The organism is Streptomyces sp. LaPpAH-108 (genome assembly GCF_000373625.1).
Taxonomy (GTDB): Bacteria; Actinomycetota; Actinomycetes; order Streptomycetales; family Streptomycetaceae; genus Streptomyces.
The window spans coordinates 35,036-51,936 of sequence record NZ_KB891998.1; the positions used below are offsets into that span (position 1 = coordinate 35,036).

Below are 16,901 nucleotides of genomic sequence, written 5' to 3' on the forward strand. Positions count from 1 at the left end.
CGGACTCTCGTCGTAAGGCTTGGAACAGGGTGCGGTGGTGCGTGGCGGGGGTCGGGCAGGGCCCCGTGCCGTCAGGAGTGGAACGGCAGCCCGGCGTCGGCGACCAGGTCCAGGTCGTCGCCCTCCTCGGCGGGCAGCAGGCTCGCGGAGGCGCCGGTGTCCGGGACTATGCCCAGTTCCAGCAGCTCGGCGAGGGCCGCGCCGCCCGCCATGTCGCGCACCTGGAGCTGATAGCGGGCCGTGGTGCGGTACGTGCCGCCGCCCTCGTCCCCGGTGCGCTGGAGGAACCCGGAGTCGGTGAGGAAGCCGAGCGCCTTGGCGACGATACCGGTGGTGGAGGCGGCCGGACGCCGGGCGTCCTTGGTGGCACCGGTGGCGCTGCGCCGCGCCCAGATCCGCCACGCGGCCTCCAGGCCGGGCGCGTCGGTCGCCGGGTCGGTGTTCTCCCCCTCCTCCTGCGCCCGCTCCTCGAGCCGACGGCACGCCTGCCGTACGAAGGCGTCCACCCCGTTGACGGTCACCCGCCCGATGTACGAGTCGTCGGCCAGGTCCTCCGGACGAGGGAACGCCAGCGCGGCGACCGAGAGATGCGCCAGCCCGTGCAGGAACCGGTCCCCGGAGTCGGCGGTGGTCCGGCGCGCGTAATCACCCATCCGCACCGCGAACACCGAGTCCTCGGCCGCCGTCACCGCCATCCCCGCCCGCGCCGACACCTCAAGCACGACGAGCCCGAGCCCACTGGCCACAGCGTCCGCGAGCCGCGCGAACGGCGGATCCTCCCGGTACCGCCGCAGCAGATCCGTGTACTCCTGATCCCGCGCGGGCTGCACCTTCGGCTGCAACCCGAAGGCGACGAGCCGAGCCGCGTCGGCGGCGTCGGCGGGAGTGACGGCCGGCGGCGCCGGGGCTTCGACGTCACTCCACTCGACGTGCTCGCTCACGACTGCAACTCCTTGTGCTTGAAACGAGGGGAAAGGGCAACCCACCCAGGGGCGCGGGGAACTGCGCGACCAGCCCCAACGGCGGGAAAGCCGCCCACGGACAGAACCATCACGCGCCCTCCGTCCGATCCGCAGCCATCCCAGCCGCGTCCAGCAGCGCGGTACCCACGATGAGATCGGCCCCACCGAATCCGGGATCGTCCAACTCGGTGCCGTCGTCCACGGCGAAGAGCAGCTTCTCCTCACCCTGACGGTAGGCGGTACCAACAGGGGGACTGGCTGCGTGGATCGCCAGCAGGGCGACCAGATAGGCAAGGTCATCGCCGCCGACGTCCGGAATCCTGCGAGCCTCGGCAAGCAGCCCGGACAGTCGACGCGGGGCATCCGGCGGGAGGTCGAGAAGCTTCTTGGCGGCGACGAGTTCTTCGTCGGTGAACCGGCTGTCGTTCGGCGTCTCGATAAGATCCGGCTCCGGCATCTCCGCCCCAAGATGCTCCCGCTCCACCGGCGGCGTCAGCAAAATATCCACGAGGTCGGCCACCCGCACGGACACCGGCGTACGCAACCCCGTCCCACGCGCGAAGAACGCGTCGGTGACCCGGATCGCCTGCTCCACGGGCAACGGCAGCACGGGCGCCACGAGATGCCCGTACAGGTCGATGCCGGAGGCCCCCGTGGGCGTGGCGAACGCCTGCCGGTCCTGCTCGGCGCGGAAGAGCGGCCCCGCCTCCAGAAGGCGTGACTGGAGCTGGGTGTGCCGCCGGATGCAGTCCTTGACGATGTCGACCAGCTCGGCGGCACGCCGCTTGTGCTCCGGCTCCTCGGTCTCGTCGCGGGCCTTGCGGATGTTGGTGAGGATCGCGTTCTCGTGGCGGTAGCGCTCCGCCACGTGGTCCAGCGCCTCGGCGATCATGTCGGGCACGGTGTTGAGCCAGTCGACCGCGCGGACGTTGCGCCGGGTGGCCTCCAGGGCGCGGCGCAGCGTCTCGGAGTACTGCACGGTGCGGTAGCGGGCCTGCTCGGCGGCGAGCTGGGCGTCCGCGAGGCGGCCCCGGCTGATCAGGACCTCCAGCTTGACCTCGGCGGCGATCTGGGCGCTGGTGACGTCGGTGTCCAGGGCGCCGACCAGGACGTTGACCGCCTCGTCGGTGGTGCGCAGGTAGACAGTGCCGCCGGGCCCCGGGACCTCTTCGATCAGCTTGAAGTCGTAGTCGCGGCGCACATAGCTGCCGTCGGCCGCGAAGGTGCCGTAGACCGCGCGGAAGCCCCGGTCGGCGCTGCCGACGTTGATCAGGTTCTCCAGGACCCAGCGGGCCACCCGCTCGTGCTCGGGGGCGGAGCGGTGCGGGGCCTGGGCGGCGATGCGCGGGATCAGCCGGGCCACTATCTGGTCGTGGTCGGCGCCCGTGTCGAAGTCCATGTTGAGCGTGACCAGGTCGATGGCGGCCAGGGCCACCTCGGCCATGCCGTACACCGAGTACTCACCGGCCAGGTTGGCCTTGCGCGCGTCCAGGTCGTGCAGCGGCGCGGTGCAGGCGAGCGCGCGCAGCCGCCGCGCCAGGCCCTCGTCGGCGGCGGGGCCCGGCGCCGGGCGCGGCGCCGCGCTGAGCTGGGGCGGAACGCTGTCCGTCGTTGCAGGCGAAGTCACGGTGCACAGATTAGGTCCTCGATCTGACAACAACCCAAACGGCGCAGAAGCGACGAGCGTCACAGCGGCGCGAGACCGCCCGCGCCGGGCGGTCAAGAGCCGGTCGTACGAGGGGTCATGGCGCCGGGGACGGGGCCGGGTGGACCGTGTCGGGGTCGGTCCGCCCCACCGGCACGCGCCGGATGCCGGGGCGGGTGGTGAACACCGGTCGCGGGGACGTCAGGGCGGCCAGGGCCGCCGCCGTCTCGGCCGACGCGCGCGCGTCGAGTCCGGCCGCGGTGCCGTGGCGTACCTCCTCGGCGGCCAGGCGGAGTAGTCCGGGCAGCAGGTCGGTGCAGCGCCGGGCCACCCAGCCGGTGCCCGCCGTGGCGAGCCACCACAGGCGGGCGGCGCGGGTCGGGGCGGGGTGTGCGGGGTCGGGGGACGGCGGGGCCCCGGTGGCGAGGCCCGCGCGGGCGAGTACGGCGTGGCAGCGGGCGGCGAGGTGCCGGTGGCCGCGCTCGCCGGGGTGCAGCCGGTCGGCGCTCCACAGGGCGGGGTCGGTGAGCCAGGCGCCCTCGTGGGCGTGCAGATGGACCGCGCCGTACCGGTCGGAGAGCGCGTGGGTCACCGTGTTGACGGCGCGCTGGCGCCGGGCCAGCGGGCGGGCGAGGGCGGCGGGCAGGCCGAGGAGCGCGCCGGGGTCGGGCAGGCAGAGGGTGAGCAGGGTGGCGCCCTGGCCGGTGAAGGCGGCGTAGACGCGGTCGAGTCCGTCGGCCACCTCGTGGATGTCGAAGGAGCCGCGCAGGGTGTCGTTGACACCGATCGCCACGGACACCAGGTCGGGCCGGAACCCGAGCCCCACCGGGGTCTGCCGGTGCAGTACGTCACGGACGCGGGCCCCGCTGACGGCGAGGTTGGCGAACTCCACCCGCCCGGGATCCTCCCTGAGCCCGCCCGCCAGCAGCGCCGCCCAGCCGCGCGGTCCGCCGGGAGCGGGGTCGCCCACGCCCTCGGTGAGCGAGTCGCCGAGCGCCACGAAACGCAGGGTTCTCATACGGCCCCCTCCTCGCGCTCCCGCGCCACGCCGCGCTCTCGTACGGCGCTCTCCCCCGCGTCCGCCCGGCCCGCGCCGCGCCCGAGCACCGGCGCGTCGTGAGCGGCCAGGAACGCCTCCACCGCCGCGCCCCACCCGAAACACTCGGCACGCGCGCGTGCCGCCTCCCGCCGCACCCGCTCCGGCCGGTCGAGCAGCGTCTCCACCGCGTCCGCGAACCCCGCGCCGTGGTCGGCCGCGACGGCACCCGCCGACCCGACCACCTCGGGCAGCGCGGAGGACGCGCTCACCGCGACGGGCGTCCCGCACGCCATGGCCTCCAGCGCGGACAGGCCGAAGGTCTCGGCGGGGCCGGGGGCCAGGCACACGTCGGCCGCCGCCTGGAGCGCGCCGAGGGCGGCCCGGTCGCCGATGTGGCCCGCGAAGAGGACGGGCAGCCCGCGTTCCCGCGCGCGTGTCTCCAGGCGGGCGCGCAGCGGGCCGTCCCCGGCCACCACCAGCACCGCCCGCCGCCCGCGCCGCAGCAGCGTCTCCAGGGCGTCCAGCGCGACACCCGGCCGCTTCTCCACGGAGAGCCGCGAGCACAGCAGGAGCAGCGTCTCGTCCCCGCGCGCGTACGCCGCACGCGGACCGGTGTGCCGGAGCGCGGGATGCCGTTCCGTCAGGTCGACGCCCAGTGGAGCGCGGACGACGTTGCGCGCGCCGACGCGCAGGAACTCGCGCGCGGCGAACTCGGTCGTGCACACCACGCGCGCGTAGACGTGCGCGGTGCGGGTGTTGAGGGCGTCGGCGGCCCGCCGGGACAGCGGCTCGGGCACGCCCCAGGTGCGCAGGACGCCGTCGGCGGTCTCGTGCGAGACCATGACGGCGGGCACCCGGGCGCGGCGCGCCCACCGTCCGGTCCAGCGCAGCGTCGTACGGTCGGAGACCTCCAGACGGTCGGGGGCCAGCTCCTCCAGGAGAGCCGCCACGCGGGCCTGCCCGGTCAGGACGCGGTAGCCGCCGGTGCCGGGCAGCAGGGGCCCGGGGAGGGTGATGACGCGGCCCTGCTCGGTCTCGCGGTCGGTGTGCCGGGCGCCGGGGACGATCAGCACGGGGTCGTGGCCCGCCACGCGGTAGCCCCGGCCCAGTTCGCGCAGCGCGGTGCGCAGGCCGCCGGAGGCCGGGGCGACGAAGTTGGCGAGCCGCACGATGCGCAGCGGCCGTCCGGACGCGCCGCCGCTCATGCCGCCACCGCCGTACGGCGTGCCGCGAGCACGTCGGCGTAGTGGGCGAGGAGCCGGTCGCCGACGGCCGTCCAGGTGCGCCGCTCGACCGCCGCCCGTCCGGCGGCGCCGTAGGCCGTACGCAGCGCCGGGTCGGTGGCCAAGGCGCGTACGGCGTCGCGGAGGGTGGGCGCGTCGCCGGGCGGGACGAGGAGTCCGGTGCGGCCGTGGTCGACGAGGTCGAGCGGGCCGCCGACGGCGGGCGCGACCACGGGCACCCCGCTCGCCATGGCCTCCTGGACGGTCTGGCAGAAGGTCTCGAAGGGCCCGGTGTGCGCGAACACGTCCAACGAGGCGAAGATTCGGGCGAGTTCACCGCCCTCGCGGCGCCCGAGGAACACCGCGCCGGGCAGCGCCCCGGTGAGCTGCGCCCGGCTGGGTCCGTCGCCCACGACGACGACCCGTACCCCGTCCAGGCCGCACACCCCGGCGAGGAGGTCGACGCGCTTCTCGGGGGCGAGCCGGCCGACGTAGCCGACGATCAGCTCGCCGTCCGGGGCGAGCTGGCGGCGCAGCGTCTCGTCGCGCCGGTCGGGCCGGAAGCGTGCGGTGTCCACGCCCCGGGGCCACAGCCGCAGCCGGGGCACCCCGTGCGCGGCGAGGTCGGCGAGGGCGGCGGTGGAGGGGGCCAGGGTGAGGTCGGCGGCGGAGTGCACGGAGCGGATACGGCGCCAGGCGGGCGCCTCACCGGCGCCGAGGTACGTCCGCGCGTACCCGGCGAGATCGGTCTGGTAGACGGCGACGGCGGGGATGCCGAGCCGGGCGGCGGCGGCCATGCCGCGCACGCCGAGGACGAAGGGGCTGGCCAGGTGCACCAGGTCGGCGCGGTGCGCGGTGAGCGCGGCGGCCACGCGTCTGCTGGGCAGCGCGACACGGACCTGGGGGTAGCCGGGCAGGGGCAGGGAAGGGACGCGGACGACGGGGCACGGCTCGGGGCCGAGCGGGGTGCCGGGCGCGGGGGCGGGGGCGACGACGAGGGGGGCATGGCCGCGCTCGGCCAGATGCCGGGCGGTCTGGACGGCGCAGTGGGCGACGCCGTTCACATCGGGCGGAAAGGATTCGGTCACGATGACGACACGCATACGGCTGTTCTCGCCATGACAGGCGTGTCCGCGTCGACGTCGATCTGTCCGGGCGGGGAACGTCCCATGAGCGTTGGGCCGCGCGGGAGCCGGGCGCCGGACCGCGCACGGGACCGGTGAGCGTCGGACCGCGCACCGGACCGATGGGCACCGGGCCGCGCGAAGGGCCCGTCCGCGCGCCCGGGGCCGGCCGTGGCGCGCGGCCGGCCCCGACGGGGGTCACATGGCCCGGTGAAGGTCACCTGGCCCGGCGGGGGTCACATCGTCTGCGCGTCCGGCCCGATGCGGCTGCGGACCGCCGTCTGTACCTCGGCCTCCTCGGCCGGGTCGGCGGCGAGGCGGCGCAGGCGCTCGACCACGCGGGCGTCGCCGGTCTCGGCGTGCCGGGCGGCCAGTTCGCGGGTGGTCTCCTCGCAGTCCCACAGGCATTCGACGGCGAAGCCGGTGGCGAAGGAGGGGTCGGTGGCGGCGAGGGCGCTGGCGGCACGGCCACGCAGATGGGAGGAGGCCGTCTCGCGGTAGACATGGCGCAGGACGGGAGCCGCGCAGACGATGCCCAGGCGTCCGGCGCCGTCGACCAGGGTCCACAGGGTGGGCGCGTCGGGCCCCTCGCCCCGTACGGCCTCGCGCAGGGCGCCGAGGACGAGGTCGCCGTCCTGGGCGGTGCCCCGGCAGGCGAGGACGCGTCCGGCGGCGGCGCCGAGCGCGTCGGGCCGCTCGGCCCAGCGGCGCGCGTGCTCCACGGCCGCCTCGGTCCGCATCCGCTCGAAGGCGTCCACGGCGGCCTCGACGACCCCGGTGGTGCCGTCGGCGACGGCGGCCTCGATCAGCGCGAGGGCCTCGGGGTCCGCGCTGTCGGCGAGATGGCGCAGGGCCGTGCAGCGGGCGCCCTCGGTGCCGGTGCGGGCGGCCTCCAGGATCTCCGCGCGGTCCTCGGGTCCGGCCACGGCTGCCAGACAGCGGGCGGCGGGGACATGGAGGGCGGCGCCGCGCTCCAGGCCCTGCTGGGCCCAGTCGAGGACGGCGGCCACGCTCCAGCCGGGGCGCGGTCCCGCAGGCCGCATCTGCCGCTGCCAGCGGTCGAAACTGCCCGTCTCCTGGGCGGTGCGCACCCGGGTGGCGATGGAGGCGCGCGGGTCCTCGGCCCACAGCCGCCAGGGCCGGGGTTCGAAGGCGTCGCGCACGGTGGCGGCCAGCTCGGCGTCGCCGGCCGGGTCGGCGGGGAAGCGGGCCAGGACGGGGGCGGCGAGGGCGCGCAGGCCCGCGTCGTCGTCGCGCAGGGCGAGTTCGTCCAGGGCCCAGGCCCAGTTGGTGCCGTGGGCGGCGTACCGGCGCAGCAGCGCGAGGGCGTCCAGGCGGCCGTAGGAGGCGAGGTGACCGAGGACGGCGAGGGCGAGTCCGGTGCGGGACTCGTCGCCGTCGAGGATGTCCTCGGCGCCGAAGAGGTGGGCCTCGATGGCGTCCAGCTCGCCGTTCAGATCGAGGTAGAGCCGGGCGTAGTACAGGGAGCGGTTCTCCACCTGCCAGTCGTGGCGGGGGTCGTGGAGCACGCAGTGGCCGAGGGCTTCGAGCGCTTCCGCGCGGGGGGCGGTGAGCGCGTGCAGGGTGCCGTCGCCGCGGCCCCGCTGCAACAGGCCCAGCAGGGTGCCGCTGGGCGCTATGACCGGATCGAACATGGGAAACAGCCTCACATCAAGCGTCGACGCAACCGGGGAACACGCATTACCTGGCCGCGTGACACAACGTCGGAGCGCCCGCCGTCTCTTGCTTGCCGAAGACCATTTCTCTCTGCCTCTCGTAGGTGGCCCATGCGGACCGCGTCACGGCCCGCGTGGTGCGGCAACTCCTGCCCAGCCCCCGCGTCCGTGAATCACGTCGTCATGATGACCCGCGGTCTGTGCTGCCGCGACCGTATTTCCGGCGGCTTGTACCGCCTCCCCCCGCTGTTCGCACCGCTCCCCCGTCGTTGCCGCCGTCCCGGCCGGGACGGCGCGGCTCACCGCGTGCCGAAGCGCTCCAGGAGTTCGGTCCGCTCGAACATCCGCGCGGTGTCGACCGCCGAGGGCGTGCCCGCGGCCGGGTCGGCACCGGCCTCCAGGAGGACGTCGATCACCTCGGTCTCGCCCTTGAACACGGCCCCGGCGAGCGGGGTCTGCCCCCGGTCGTTGATCCGGTCGGCGTCGGCTCCGCGCGCCAGCAGCGCCCGGACGGTGTCGGCGTGTCCGTGGTAGGCGGCGAGCATCACCAGACAGTCGCCCCGGTCGTTGGTGAGGTTCGCCGGAACGCCCGCGTCGACGTACGCGACCAGCTCCTCGGTCCGCCCCCGCCGGGCCAGATCGAAGATCTTGGTCGCCAGCTCCACGACCTCGGGGTCGGGGGCTTCGCTCATCGGCCGGACCGCCTCTCGTTGCAACCGTTCAGGTGAATCGCCAGGGTACTTCGTCACACCGGCCCCGACCGGGTACGACCGAGGTGAGGGGCGTGGCAGACCCGGTCGGACGCAGGGATGCGGCCCCACGGCGCAGTGCGGGCTCGGCCGCCTGAACGAAAAGCAGCACTTTTCACCCAGTTGCACCTTTTATCGTATGGATACATCCTGTGATCCTGGAAGTACTCATGGTGACTGTCCCCCCTTCGACATCAGGAGGTCCCCCATGATTTTCTCCATGTCCGGCGTGGTCCTGCTCGGCATCATCGTCTTCCTCTTCTTCCGCAAGGACGGCCTCAAGGGCACGCACGCGTGCGTCTCGGCCCTGTTCGGCTTCTACCTGGCGAGCACGGCCATCGCCCCGAGCATCAAGGCGGGCGGCGAGAGCCTGGCGAGCCTCCTCGGCGGCATCAAGTTCTGAGGCCCCCTCCCCCGAGGGCGGGCACCGCGCCGTCCGAGGGGGACCATCCGCCCGTACACCCCACCGCGCACCCCGCGCGTCCGCATCCACGCGCGCACCCCGCCCCACTCGGCCCCACGCACAGGAGACAGCAGTGGCCCGGCGCCCTCTTCCCCGCATTCTGAGCAAGGACAGCGCGCAGCTCGCCCGCACGCAGCTCGCCCGGAGCCGGGACATGGCCCGGACGGCGGCCGACAGCGCCACCGACGTCCTCCACCCGCTGATCACCCTCTCGCGCGGGCTCGGCCGCCTCGCCGCCGCCGCACGGGCGAAGTGGGCCGCGACACCCAAGGACAAGCGCGGGCCGCTGCTGTTCCTGACGGCCGCCGTGGTCCTGGTCGTGGCGATGATGCCGTACGGCCCGCTGCTGGCGGCCATCGCCCTGATGGCGGCGGCGGCCTGGTACGGCCGCGACCGCACCCCCGCCAAGCCCGACGGCCCCGGCCCGGCACAGACCGAGCGGCTGCGCTCGCTGTACGAGGCGCTGGTGCCCGTCTTCTCGACGGCCGACGACCCGGCCCCGCTGTACGCCCACGGCGGCGAATGGCAGAAGGCCCTCGCGGACCACGAGTTCGACGACGCGGGCCGCGTCGGCCATCTGGTGATCCGCTACCCGGCCTACTTCCCCGACGGCGACGCCGAGGCCCGCGCGCGGGTCGAGCGGCTGCTCGGCGCGAAGGCCGGGCGCGGCCGGGAGTACCGCTTCGGCTGGGACGAGGAGGCCAACCGGCTCACGCTGTCCGTGCTCCCGCCGCTGCCGACCGGGATCGCCGCCCAGCGGTTCGTCACCACGCCCGGTGAGACCGTGCTCGGCTTCACCGACCCGAGCGAGGTCCAGCGCACGCTCCCGCTCTCCTTCGAGGAGGAGGAGCGCGACGTGCCCCCGGTGGTCTGGCGCACCGGTGTCCGCTCCACCGAGCCGCATCTGCTGGCCATGGGCCACCCCGGCGGCGGCACCTCGACCCTGCTGCGCTCCATCGCGCTCCAGGCCCTCCAGCACGGCGACGTACTGATCGTCGACGGCGGCGGCACCGGCGAGTACGCGTGCCTGACCGGCCGGGACGGCGTGCTGGCCGTGGAGTGCGCCCCGGCCGGGGCGGTCGCGAGCCTGGAGTGGGCGGCGCAGGAGACCGAGCGGCGCCTCCTCGCGGTCAACCGGGCCCGGCAGGCGGGCGACCCGATGCCCGAGGACACCCGGCGCCCGCTGTGGCTGCTGCTCGACCGGCCGACCGTGTTCACGCACCTCGCGGAGGCCGAGCACCGCACCGACCCGCAGGCGCTGCTCCAGGTCCCGCTGCGGCACGGCCGCGCGGCCAACGTCACGGTGGTGCTGGCCGAGCAGTTCGACAGCGCGGACAGCCTGAGCGAGGCCGTCGGCCGCCACACGCGCGCGCGGGTCGTGCTCGGCCCGGCGACCGCCCAGCAGGTGGCCGCCGTGCTGGGCGAACCCCCGCACACGACCCCGCCCGAGCGCGTCCCGGCGGGCCGGGGCTACGCCCGCCTCGGCTCGGGCCCGGTCCTCCGCCTCCAGGTCCCGGCCACCCCCGACCCGTACGACGACGCGACAGGCGAGACCGAGCGGCAGGCGGTCCTGGCGCTGCTGCCGCCGCGCACGGCACCGGCCGAGGCGACGGAACCCGCGCAGGCGCCCCACCTCGCCAAGCCCGACGACACCGTCGCCGCCCCCGTGGTGGCGGAGGCGGTCGGCGCCGAGTCCTGACGGGTGGACGGCGCGAGGGCCGGGCGGGGTTCGATTCCCCGCCCGGCCCTGCCGGTTCCCGCGCCGCTCCTACGCCACGAACGTGCGCGGCGGCTCGGACCCGCCCGCCGCCCCGGTCTCCACCAGCCGCGCCGCCGCCGCGAGCCGTACCGCCGCCTCGTCCGCCACCGCTCCCCCGACGGTGAACGGCAGCCGCACATAGCCCTCGAAGGCGCCGTCCACGCCGAAGCGCGGTCCGGAGGGCACCCGGACGCCGACCCGCTCGCCCGCCTCGGCCAGCCGCGAGCCCGAGAGCCCGCCCGCGCGCACCCACAGGGTGAGTCCGCCCTCGGGCACCTCGAACTCCCAGTCCGGCAGCTCGCGTCGGACGGCGGCCACCAGACAGTCGCGGTTCTCGCGGGCCTGCGCCCGGCGCAGCTCCACCGCCTCCTCCCAGCCGCCGGTGCTGAACAGCCAGTTCACCGCGAGCTGTTCGAGCACCGGGGTGCCGAGGTCGGCGTAGGCGCGGGCGGCGACCAGGCTGCGGATGACGTCAGGGGCGGCACGCACCCAGCCGATGCGCATCCCGGCCCAGAACGCCTTGCTGGCCGAGCCGACGGTGATGACGGTCGAGCCCGCCGGGTCGAACGCGCAGACCGGGCGCGGCATTTCACGGCCCAGCTCCTCGTCGAACCACAGCTCGCTCATGGTCTCGTCGGTGACCAGGACCGTCCCCGCCGAGCGGGCCGCGTCGACCAGCCGCCGCCGCTGGTCCTCGTCGGCGAGCGCGCCGGTCGGGTTGTGGAAGTCGGCGACCACATAGGCGAGCCGGGGCGCCGCCTCGCGCAGCACCTGGCGCCAGCGGTCGAGGTCCCAGCCGGTCAGCCCCTCGGCCATGGCGACGGGCACGAGCCGGGCCCCCGCCTCGCGCATCAGCTGGAGGATGTTGGCGTAGGAGGGCGACTCGACGGCGACACGCTCGCCCCGGCCCGCGAACAGATGGCAGATCGCGTCCATGGCGCCCATCGCGCCGGTGGTCACCATGATCTGCTCGGGCATGGTCGGGATACCGCGCGCGGTGTAGCGCTCGGCGATCATGGCGCGCAGCGCGGGGAGCCCGGCCGGGTAGTCGCCATGGGTGTGCGCGTACGGCGGCAGCTCCTCCAGGGCGCCCTGGACGGCGCGGGTGAGCCACGGCTCGGGGGCGGGCAGGGCCGCGCAGCCGAGGTCGATCATCGAGCCGAGCGTCTCGGGCGGCAGGGGCTCCAGGCCGCGCGCGGGCAGCGGGTTGCCCGCAGGAACGGCGGTCCAGCTGCCCGCGCCGCGCCGGGACTCCAGGAAGCCCTCGGCCCGCAGCGCCTCGTAGGCGGCGGCGACGGTGGTGCGGCTGACGGACAGGGCGAGGGCGAGTTCACGCTCGGCGGGCAGCCGCGCGGCGACCGGCACCCGGCCCTCCAGGACGAGCAGCCGTACGCCGTCGGCGAGGGCGCGGTAGGCGGGCGGGCGGCGGGTGCCGGGGCCCGCGGGGCGCTTCTGCTGGGAGTTGAGGAGCCGCGCCAGCTGGGCGGCACCTACCGCCGAGGTCCATTGCGCCATGAAGATCAGTCCACCTTCCCCGGATTGGCCATGGATGACCATACCTACCGAGCCACAGAGTGACACGGGTCAGTCCACTGCTTCCACCCCAGGGGGGTATCCGATGTCCACTCGGGGCCGTCTCGGCCGACGCCTGGTCCAGCTCTACGGCGGACTCGCGCTCTACGGCGCCAGTTCGGCGCTCCTCGTCCGCGCCGACCTCGGCATGGAGCCGTGGAACGTCTTGCACCAGGGCCTGGCCCGGCTGACGGGGCTCAGCATGGGTGTCGTCCTGACGATCGTCGGCGCGCTCGTGCTGCTGCTCTGGATACCGCTGCGCCAGCGCCCGGGCCTCGGCACGGTCTCCAACGTCCTGGTGATCGGCTTCGCCCTGGACGCCACCCTGTCCGTGCTGCCCCCCGTGCACGGCCTGGTGGGCCGCGTCCTGCTGCTGGTGGCGGGGATCGTCCTCAACGGCGCGGCGACCGGCCTGTACATCGCGGCGGCCTTCGGGCCAGGGCCGCGCGACGGCCTGATGACCGGGCTGCACCAGCGCACCGGCCGCTCGATCCGGCTGCTGCGCACATGCGTGGAGGTGACCGTGGTCGCGACCGGCTTCGCGCTCGGCGGCACGGTGGGCGTCGGCACGGTCCTGTACGCGCTGTCGATCGGCCCGCTCGCCCAGCTGTTCCTGCGCGTGTTCGCCCTCCCGTCGAGCGGCCCCGCCACCGTGGTTGCCGCCGGGACACCCGCCCGCGCGATACTGCGCCCGTGACCTCGCGGATACGCCACCCCTACCTGGACCACCCCGCCCCGCTCGCCTTCGCCCACCGGGGCGGCGCGGCCGAGGGCCTGGAGAACACCGTCGCGCAGTTCCGGCGCGCGGCCGAGCTGGGCTACCGGTACATGGAGACCGACGTGCACACCACGGCGGACGGCCGGCTCGTCGCCTTCCACGACCCGACCCTGGACCGCACGACCGACGGCCGGGGCCGGATCGCGGACCTGCCCTGGCGGGAGGTGAGCCAGGCGCGGGTGGGAGGCGCGGAACCGGTGCCGCTCTTCGAGGAGTTGCTGGAGACGTTCCCCGGCATCCGCTGGAACGTGGACCTCAAGTCGGAGTCGGCGCTGCTGCCGTTCCTGGAGCTGGTCGAGCGGACGAACGCCTGGGACCGGGTGTGCGCGGGCTCCTTCTCCGAGGCACGGGTGGTGCGGGCGCAGCGCCTGGCCGGGCCGCGCCTGGCGACCTCGTTCGGCACGCGCGGGGTGCTCGGGCTGCGGCTGCGCTCCTGGGGGCTGCCCGTCCCGGTGCGCGGTTCGGCGGTGGCCGCACAGGTGCCGGAGGCGCAGTCGGGCGTCCCGGTGGTGGACGCGGCCTTCGTGCGCGCCGCCCACGCGCGCGGGGTGCAGGTGCACGTGTGGACGATCAACGAATCCGAGCGGATGCACCGGCTCCTGGATCTGGGAGTCGATGGCATCATGACCGATCACATCGACACGTTGCGTGAGGTCATGGAGGACCGGGGCGCCTGGGTCTGAACCGCCCCGAGTGCCCTCGCCGCCCGCCGCGCGCACGGCACTGCGGCGGGGAAGCGAGGGCGCGGGGTGGGCACCGACACCGTGCGGGCGGAGGTGGCCGACGAGGCCGCCGGACTGCGGCGCGAACAGCGCGGCTGGTACTTCTACGACTGGGCGTGCTCGGTCTATTCGACGAGCGTCCTGACCGTGTTCCTCGGCCCGTACCTCACGGCCGTCGCCCGCCACGCGGCCGACGCCGAGGGGTACGTCCATCCGCTCGGCATCCCGGTGCGCGCGGGCTCGTTCTTCGCGTACGCGGTCTCCCTGTCGGTGATCGTGGCCGTGCTGATCATGCCGCTGGTGGGCAGCGCCGCCGACCGCACCGGCCGCAAGAAGCCGCTGCTGGCCGCCGCCGCGTACACCGGGGCCGCCGCGACGACCGGCATGTTCTTCCTGGACGGCGACCGCTATCTGCTCGGCGGACTCCTCCTGATCGTCGCCAACGCGGCGCAGTCGGTCGGGATGATGCTCTACAACGCCTATCTGCCGCAGATCTCCACGCCCGCCGAGCGCGACGCGGTCTCCTCGCGCGGCTGGGCCTTCGGCTACGCGTCTGGCTCCCTGGTCCTCGTCGCCGACCTGGTGCTCTTCTCCGCGCACGACTCCTTCGGGCTGACCCAGTCGGAGGCCGTACGGATCTGTCTGGCCACGGCCGGGCTGTGGTGGGGCGCCTTCACGCTCGTACCGCTGCGCGCGCTGCGCGACCGGCACGCGCGCGTGGCCGCCGCCGCGCCGACGGGCCTGCGCCAGCTCGCGGCGACCGTACGGGACATGCGCCGCCACCCGCGCACCCTGGCCTTCCTGCTGGCCTACCTCGTCTACAACGACGGCATCCAGACGGTGATCACCCAGGCGTCGGTCTACGGCTCGGAGGAGCTGCGGCTCGGCCAGTCCACGCTGATCGGCGCGGTCCTCCTCGTCCAGGTGCTGGCGGTGGCGGGCGCGCTGGCCATGGGGCGCCTCGCGCGGAGCTACGGCGCGCAGCGCACGGTGCTGGGCTCGCTGGTGGCGTGGACACTGACGCTGGGTGCCGGGTACTTCCTGCCCGCCCGGGTGCCGGTGTGGTTCTTCGTGCTCGCCGGTGCCATCGGTCTGGTCCTCGGCGGCAGCCAGGCCCTGTCCCGCTCGCTCTTCTCGCACCTGGTCCCGCCGGGCAAGGAGGCCGAGTACTTCTCGGCTTACGAGCTGAGCGACCGGGGTATGAGCTGGCTCGGCCCTCTGCTGTTCGGGCTGACCTACCAGCTGACCGGGAGCTACCGCTCGGCGATCGTGTCGCTGGTGGCCTTCTTCGTCATCGGCTTCGTCCTGCTGGCCCGGGTTCCGGTGCGGCGTGCGATCGACGAGGCGGGGAATCCGGTTCCGGACAGGATTTAGCGTTCCACACGAAAGGGCGGTAGTGTACGCGTTTGGCCTGCCAGGCGTACCGTTACTGCGCGTCAAAGCCAGCGAAACGCTGGGTGACATCTGCTGTCAGATGTGACAAACCGGGCGCCTGTGGGTAGAACAAGGGGCGGCTACGACGGCGACGCATGACCCTGAACGGGAATCTTTACCGCCGACCGGACGTTGACCGGATGACGACGACAGCGACACCTGTCCTGTGGGCGACAAGCCCGGGAGGCACGATTCATGAGTGAGCGAGCTCTTCGCGGTACGCGCCTCGTGGTGACCAGCTACGAGACGGACCGCGGCATCGACCTGGCCCCGCGCCAGGCCGTGGAGTACGCATGTGAGAAGGGGCATCGCTTCGAGATGCCCTTCTCGGTCGAGGCGGAGATTCCGCCGGAGTGGGAGTGCAAGGTCTGCGGCGCCCAGGCACTCCTGGTCGACGGCGACGGCCCTGAGGAGAAGAAGGCCAAGCCCGCGCGTACCCACTGGGACATGCTGATGGAGCGGCGCACCCGTGAGGAGCTCGAAGAGGTCCTCGAGGAGCGCCTGGCGGTTCTGCGCTCGGGGGCGATGAACATCGCCGTACACCCGCGCGACAGCCGCAAGTCCGCGTAACCCCTCCGGGGGCTGGCACGCGAGAGAACCGCGGGCGCCGTACATCTTCGCGATGTACGGCGCCCGCGGTTCTGTGCTGTCCGGGCCCGCCCTCGCTGTCTGAACCCGGCTGCCCTCGTCAGCTGTCCGGCCCGGCCGCCCGCCGTCCGGGGCGCGCACGACCGTCCGTGTCCTGGCGGCGCAAAACCGGCGGGGGCGACGCTCTTCAGCGGCCACATCGGCGTCCCCTCGCTCCGCCCGTCCACCCGTACGAGGCACGCGACGAGGCGGAGGATCCGCAGGAAGCGGTGCGCGGGAAGCGGTGCGCGGGAGGCGGCGGCGCGGGCACGGGAAACGGTGCCCAGACACGGGAAACGGTGCGCGGACGTGGGAGGCCGGTGGGGCGGACGCGGGAAGCGGCGCGCAGGTGCGGGAGGCGGTGGCACGAACGCGGGAGGCAGTCACACGAACGCGGGAAGCGGTGGCGGGAACGCGAGAGGCAGTGGCGCGGGCGCGGGGCTTCGGTCGTCAGCGGGTCTGCGGCGTCGGGAGCAGTGAGACCGGGGCTTGGGCGGGAGCGTCCGGCGCGTTCAGCGGTTCAGGGGTGGGCGGGGTTCGTCCGGGGTGTCGTCGTGGTGTTCGCGGATGACCTCGCCCTGGACGACCTTGCCGTCGGGGCGGTGGATGCGGGCCTGCTGGAAGGCGTCGCCGAGGGAGCCCGGGGCGGCCACGCGGAGCTTGCGGTTCACCAGGTGGTCGGTGCGGCGGCGTACGAGGGTCTGGACCGGGGGCAGCAGCAGGAGCAGTCCGGCCACGTCGGAGAGCACGCCCGGGATCATCAGCAGCAGTCCGGCGAGCATCAGCAGGCCGTTGCCGCCGCCCGAAGAGGGGGCGGTGCCACGCCGCAGGGCCTCGTCCAGGTTGCGGAAGGCCCGGCGGCCCGCGCGCTTGACGACGACGGCGCCCGCGACGAAGCCCGCGACCAGCAGCAGGAACACGGCCAGTCCCCCGGCCGCGTCCGCGACCAGGATCAGCAGCCAGATCTCCAGCACCAGCCAGGCGGCGAGGCCCAGCGGCAGCCAGCGGCGCAGGGCCGAACGCCGGGGACGCCCGGTCTGCGTCTGCGGAGGGGTGGGTGCGCCAGTCGTCATGGTTCCAGTGTGCCTGGGCCCGGCTCAGCGCGGGATAAGGGGGTGATCGTCCCGG

Annotated in this window: 15 protein-coding genes; 6 read left to right on the plus strand and 9 right to left on the minus strand. The window is 74.5% G+C overall.

What is annotated here, in order from left to right; translation table 11 throughout:
* Positions 1 to 71: 71 nt before the first annotated feature.
* The 7 genes from B079_RS0126810 to B079_RS0126840 all read right to left on the minus strand — a co-directional run bounded on the left by B079_RS0126810 (position 72) and on the right by B079_RS0126840 (position 8,361).
* Positions 72 to 941 (minus strand): hypothetical protein, encoded by an 870-nt coding sequence (locus B079_RS0126810; protein ID WP_018548938.1) that lies wholly within the window; start codon positions 939 to 941, stop codon positions 72 to 74.
* A 109-nt stretch (positions 942 to 1,050) separates the two neighbouring features.
* Positions 1,051 to 2,589, minus strand: a complete 1,539-nt coding sequence (locus tag B079_RS0126815; RefSeq protein WP_018548939.1) for a hypothetical protein — start codon at positions 2,587 to 2,589, stop codon at positions 1,051 to 1,053.
* Positions 2,590 to 2,704: 115 nt separating this feature from the next.
* Complete coding sequence (locus B079_RS0126820) at positions 2,705 to 3,625, minus strand: SGNH/GDSL hydrolase family protein (RefSeq protein WP_018548940.1); 921 nt, start codon at positions 3,623 to 3,625, stop codon at positions 2,705 to 2,707.
* A complete protein-coding gene (locus tag B079_RS0126825) occupies positions 3,622 to 4,851 on the minus strand; it encodes a glycosyltransferase (protein ID WP_018548941.1) in 1,230 nt (409 codons plus the stop codon). The genes B079_RS0126820 and B079_RS0126825 overlap by 4 nt, the downstream gene beginning before the upstream one ends.
* Complete coding sequence (locus B079_RS0126830) at positions 4,848 to 5,972, minus strand: glycosyltransferase family 4 protein (protein ID WP_018548942.1); 1,125 nt, start codon at positions 5,970 to 5,972, stop codon at positions 4,848 to 4,850. The genes B079_RS0126825 and B079_RS0126830 overlap by 4 nt, the downstream gene beginning before the upstream one ends.
* 257 nt (positions 5,973 to 6,229) lie before the next feature.
* Entirely contained in the window at positions 6,230 to 7,648 is a 1,419-nt protein-coding gene (locus B079_RS0126835) for a hypothetical protein (RefSeq protein WP_018548943.1), read from the minus strand.
* A 320-nt stretch (positions 7,649 to 7,968) separates the two neighbouring features.
* Entirely contained in the window at positions 7,969 to 8,361 is a 393-nt protein-coding gene (locus B079_RS0126840) for an ankyrin repeat domain-containing protein (protein WP_018548944.1), read from the minus strand.
* A gap of 265 nt (positions 8,362 to 8,626) precedes the next feature.
* Here B079_RS0126840 and B079_RS0126845 point away from each other — a divergent pair, with 265 nt between their 5' ends.
* Together B079_RS0126845 and B079_RS0126850 are read left to right on the plus strand one after the other, a co-directional pair.
* Complete coding sequence (locus tag B079_RS0126845; protein WP_018548945.1) at positions 8,627 to 8,821, plus strand: hypothetical protein; 195 nt, start codon at positions 8,627 to 8,629, stop codon at positions 8,819 to 8,821.
* Between the two features lie 133 nt (positions 8,822 to 8,954).
* Positions 8,955 to 10,580: a hypothetical protein gene (locus tag B079_RS0126850; protein ID WP_018548946.1), complete on the plus strand. Its 1,626-nt coding sequence runs from the start codon at positions 8,955 to 8,957 to the stop codon at positions 10,578 to 10,580.
* A gap of 69 nt (positions 10,581 to 10,649) precedes the next feature.
* On the opposite strand, the gene B079_RS0126855 is transcribed toward B079_RS0126850, so the two are convergent.
* Positions 10,650 to 12,155: a PLP-dependent aminotransferase family protein gene (locus B079_RS0126855; RefSeq protein WP_018548947.1), complete on the minus strand. Its 1,506-nt coding sequence runs from the start codon at positions 12,153 to 12,155 to the stop codon at positions 10,650 to 10,652.
* 103 nt (positions 12,156 to 12,258) lie between these two features.
* On the opposite strand from B079_RS0126855, the gene B079_RS0126860 reads away from it, so the two are divergent.
* The 4 genes from B079_RS0126860 to B079_RS0126875 all read left to right on the plus strand — a co-directional run bounded on the left by B079_RS0126860 (position 12,259) and on the right by B079_RS0126875 (position 15,716).
* Positions 12,259 to 12,909 carry a YczE/YyaS/YitT family protein gene (locus tag B079_RS0126860; protein WP_018548948.1) on the plus strand — a complete coding sequence of 217 codons (651 nt, stop codon included), beginning with the start codon at positions 12,259 to 12,261 and terminating at the stop codon, positions 12,907 to 12,909.
* Entirely contained in the window at positions 12,906 to 13,673 is a 768-nt protein-coding gene (locus B079_RS0126865) for a glycerophosphodiester phosphodiesterase (protein WP_018548949.1), read from the plus strand. The genes B079_RS0126860 and B079_RS0126865 overlap by 4 nt, the downstream gene beginning before the upstream one ends.
* A 66-nt stretch (positions 13,674 to 13,739) precedes the next feature.
* On the plus strand, positions 13,740 to 15,086 hold the full coding sequence (locus B079_RS0126870; protein WP_018548950.1) for an MFS transporter: 1,347 nt from the start codon (positions 13,740 to 13,742) through the stop codon (positions 15,084 to 15,086).
* A gap of 255 nt (positions 15,087 to 15,341) precedes the next feature.
* On the plus strand, positions 15,342 to 15,716 hold the full coding sequence (locus tag B079_RS0126875) for an RNA polymerase-binding protein RbpA (protein ID WP_003977404.1): 375 nt from the start codon (positions 15,342 to 15,344) through the stop codon (positions 15,714 to 15,716).
* A 569-nt stretch (positions 15,717 to 16,285) separates the two neighbouring features.
* Here B079_RS0126875 and fxsA read toward each other — a convergent pair.
* On the minus strand, positions 16,286 to 16,846 hold the full coding sequence (fxsA, locus tag B079_RS0126880) for an FxsA family membrane protein (protein WP_018548951.1): 561 nt from the start codon (positions 16,844 to 16,846) through the stop codon (positions 16,286 to 16,288).
* Positions 16,847 to 16,901: the final 55 nt, after the last annotated feature.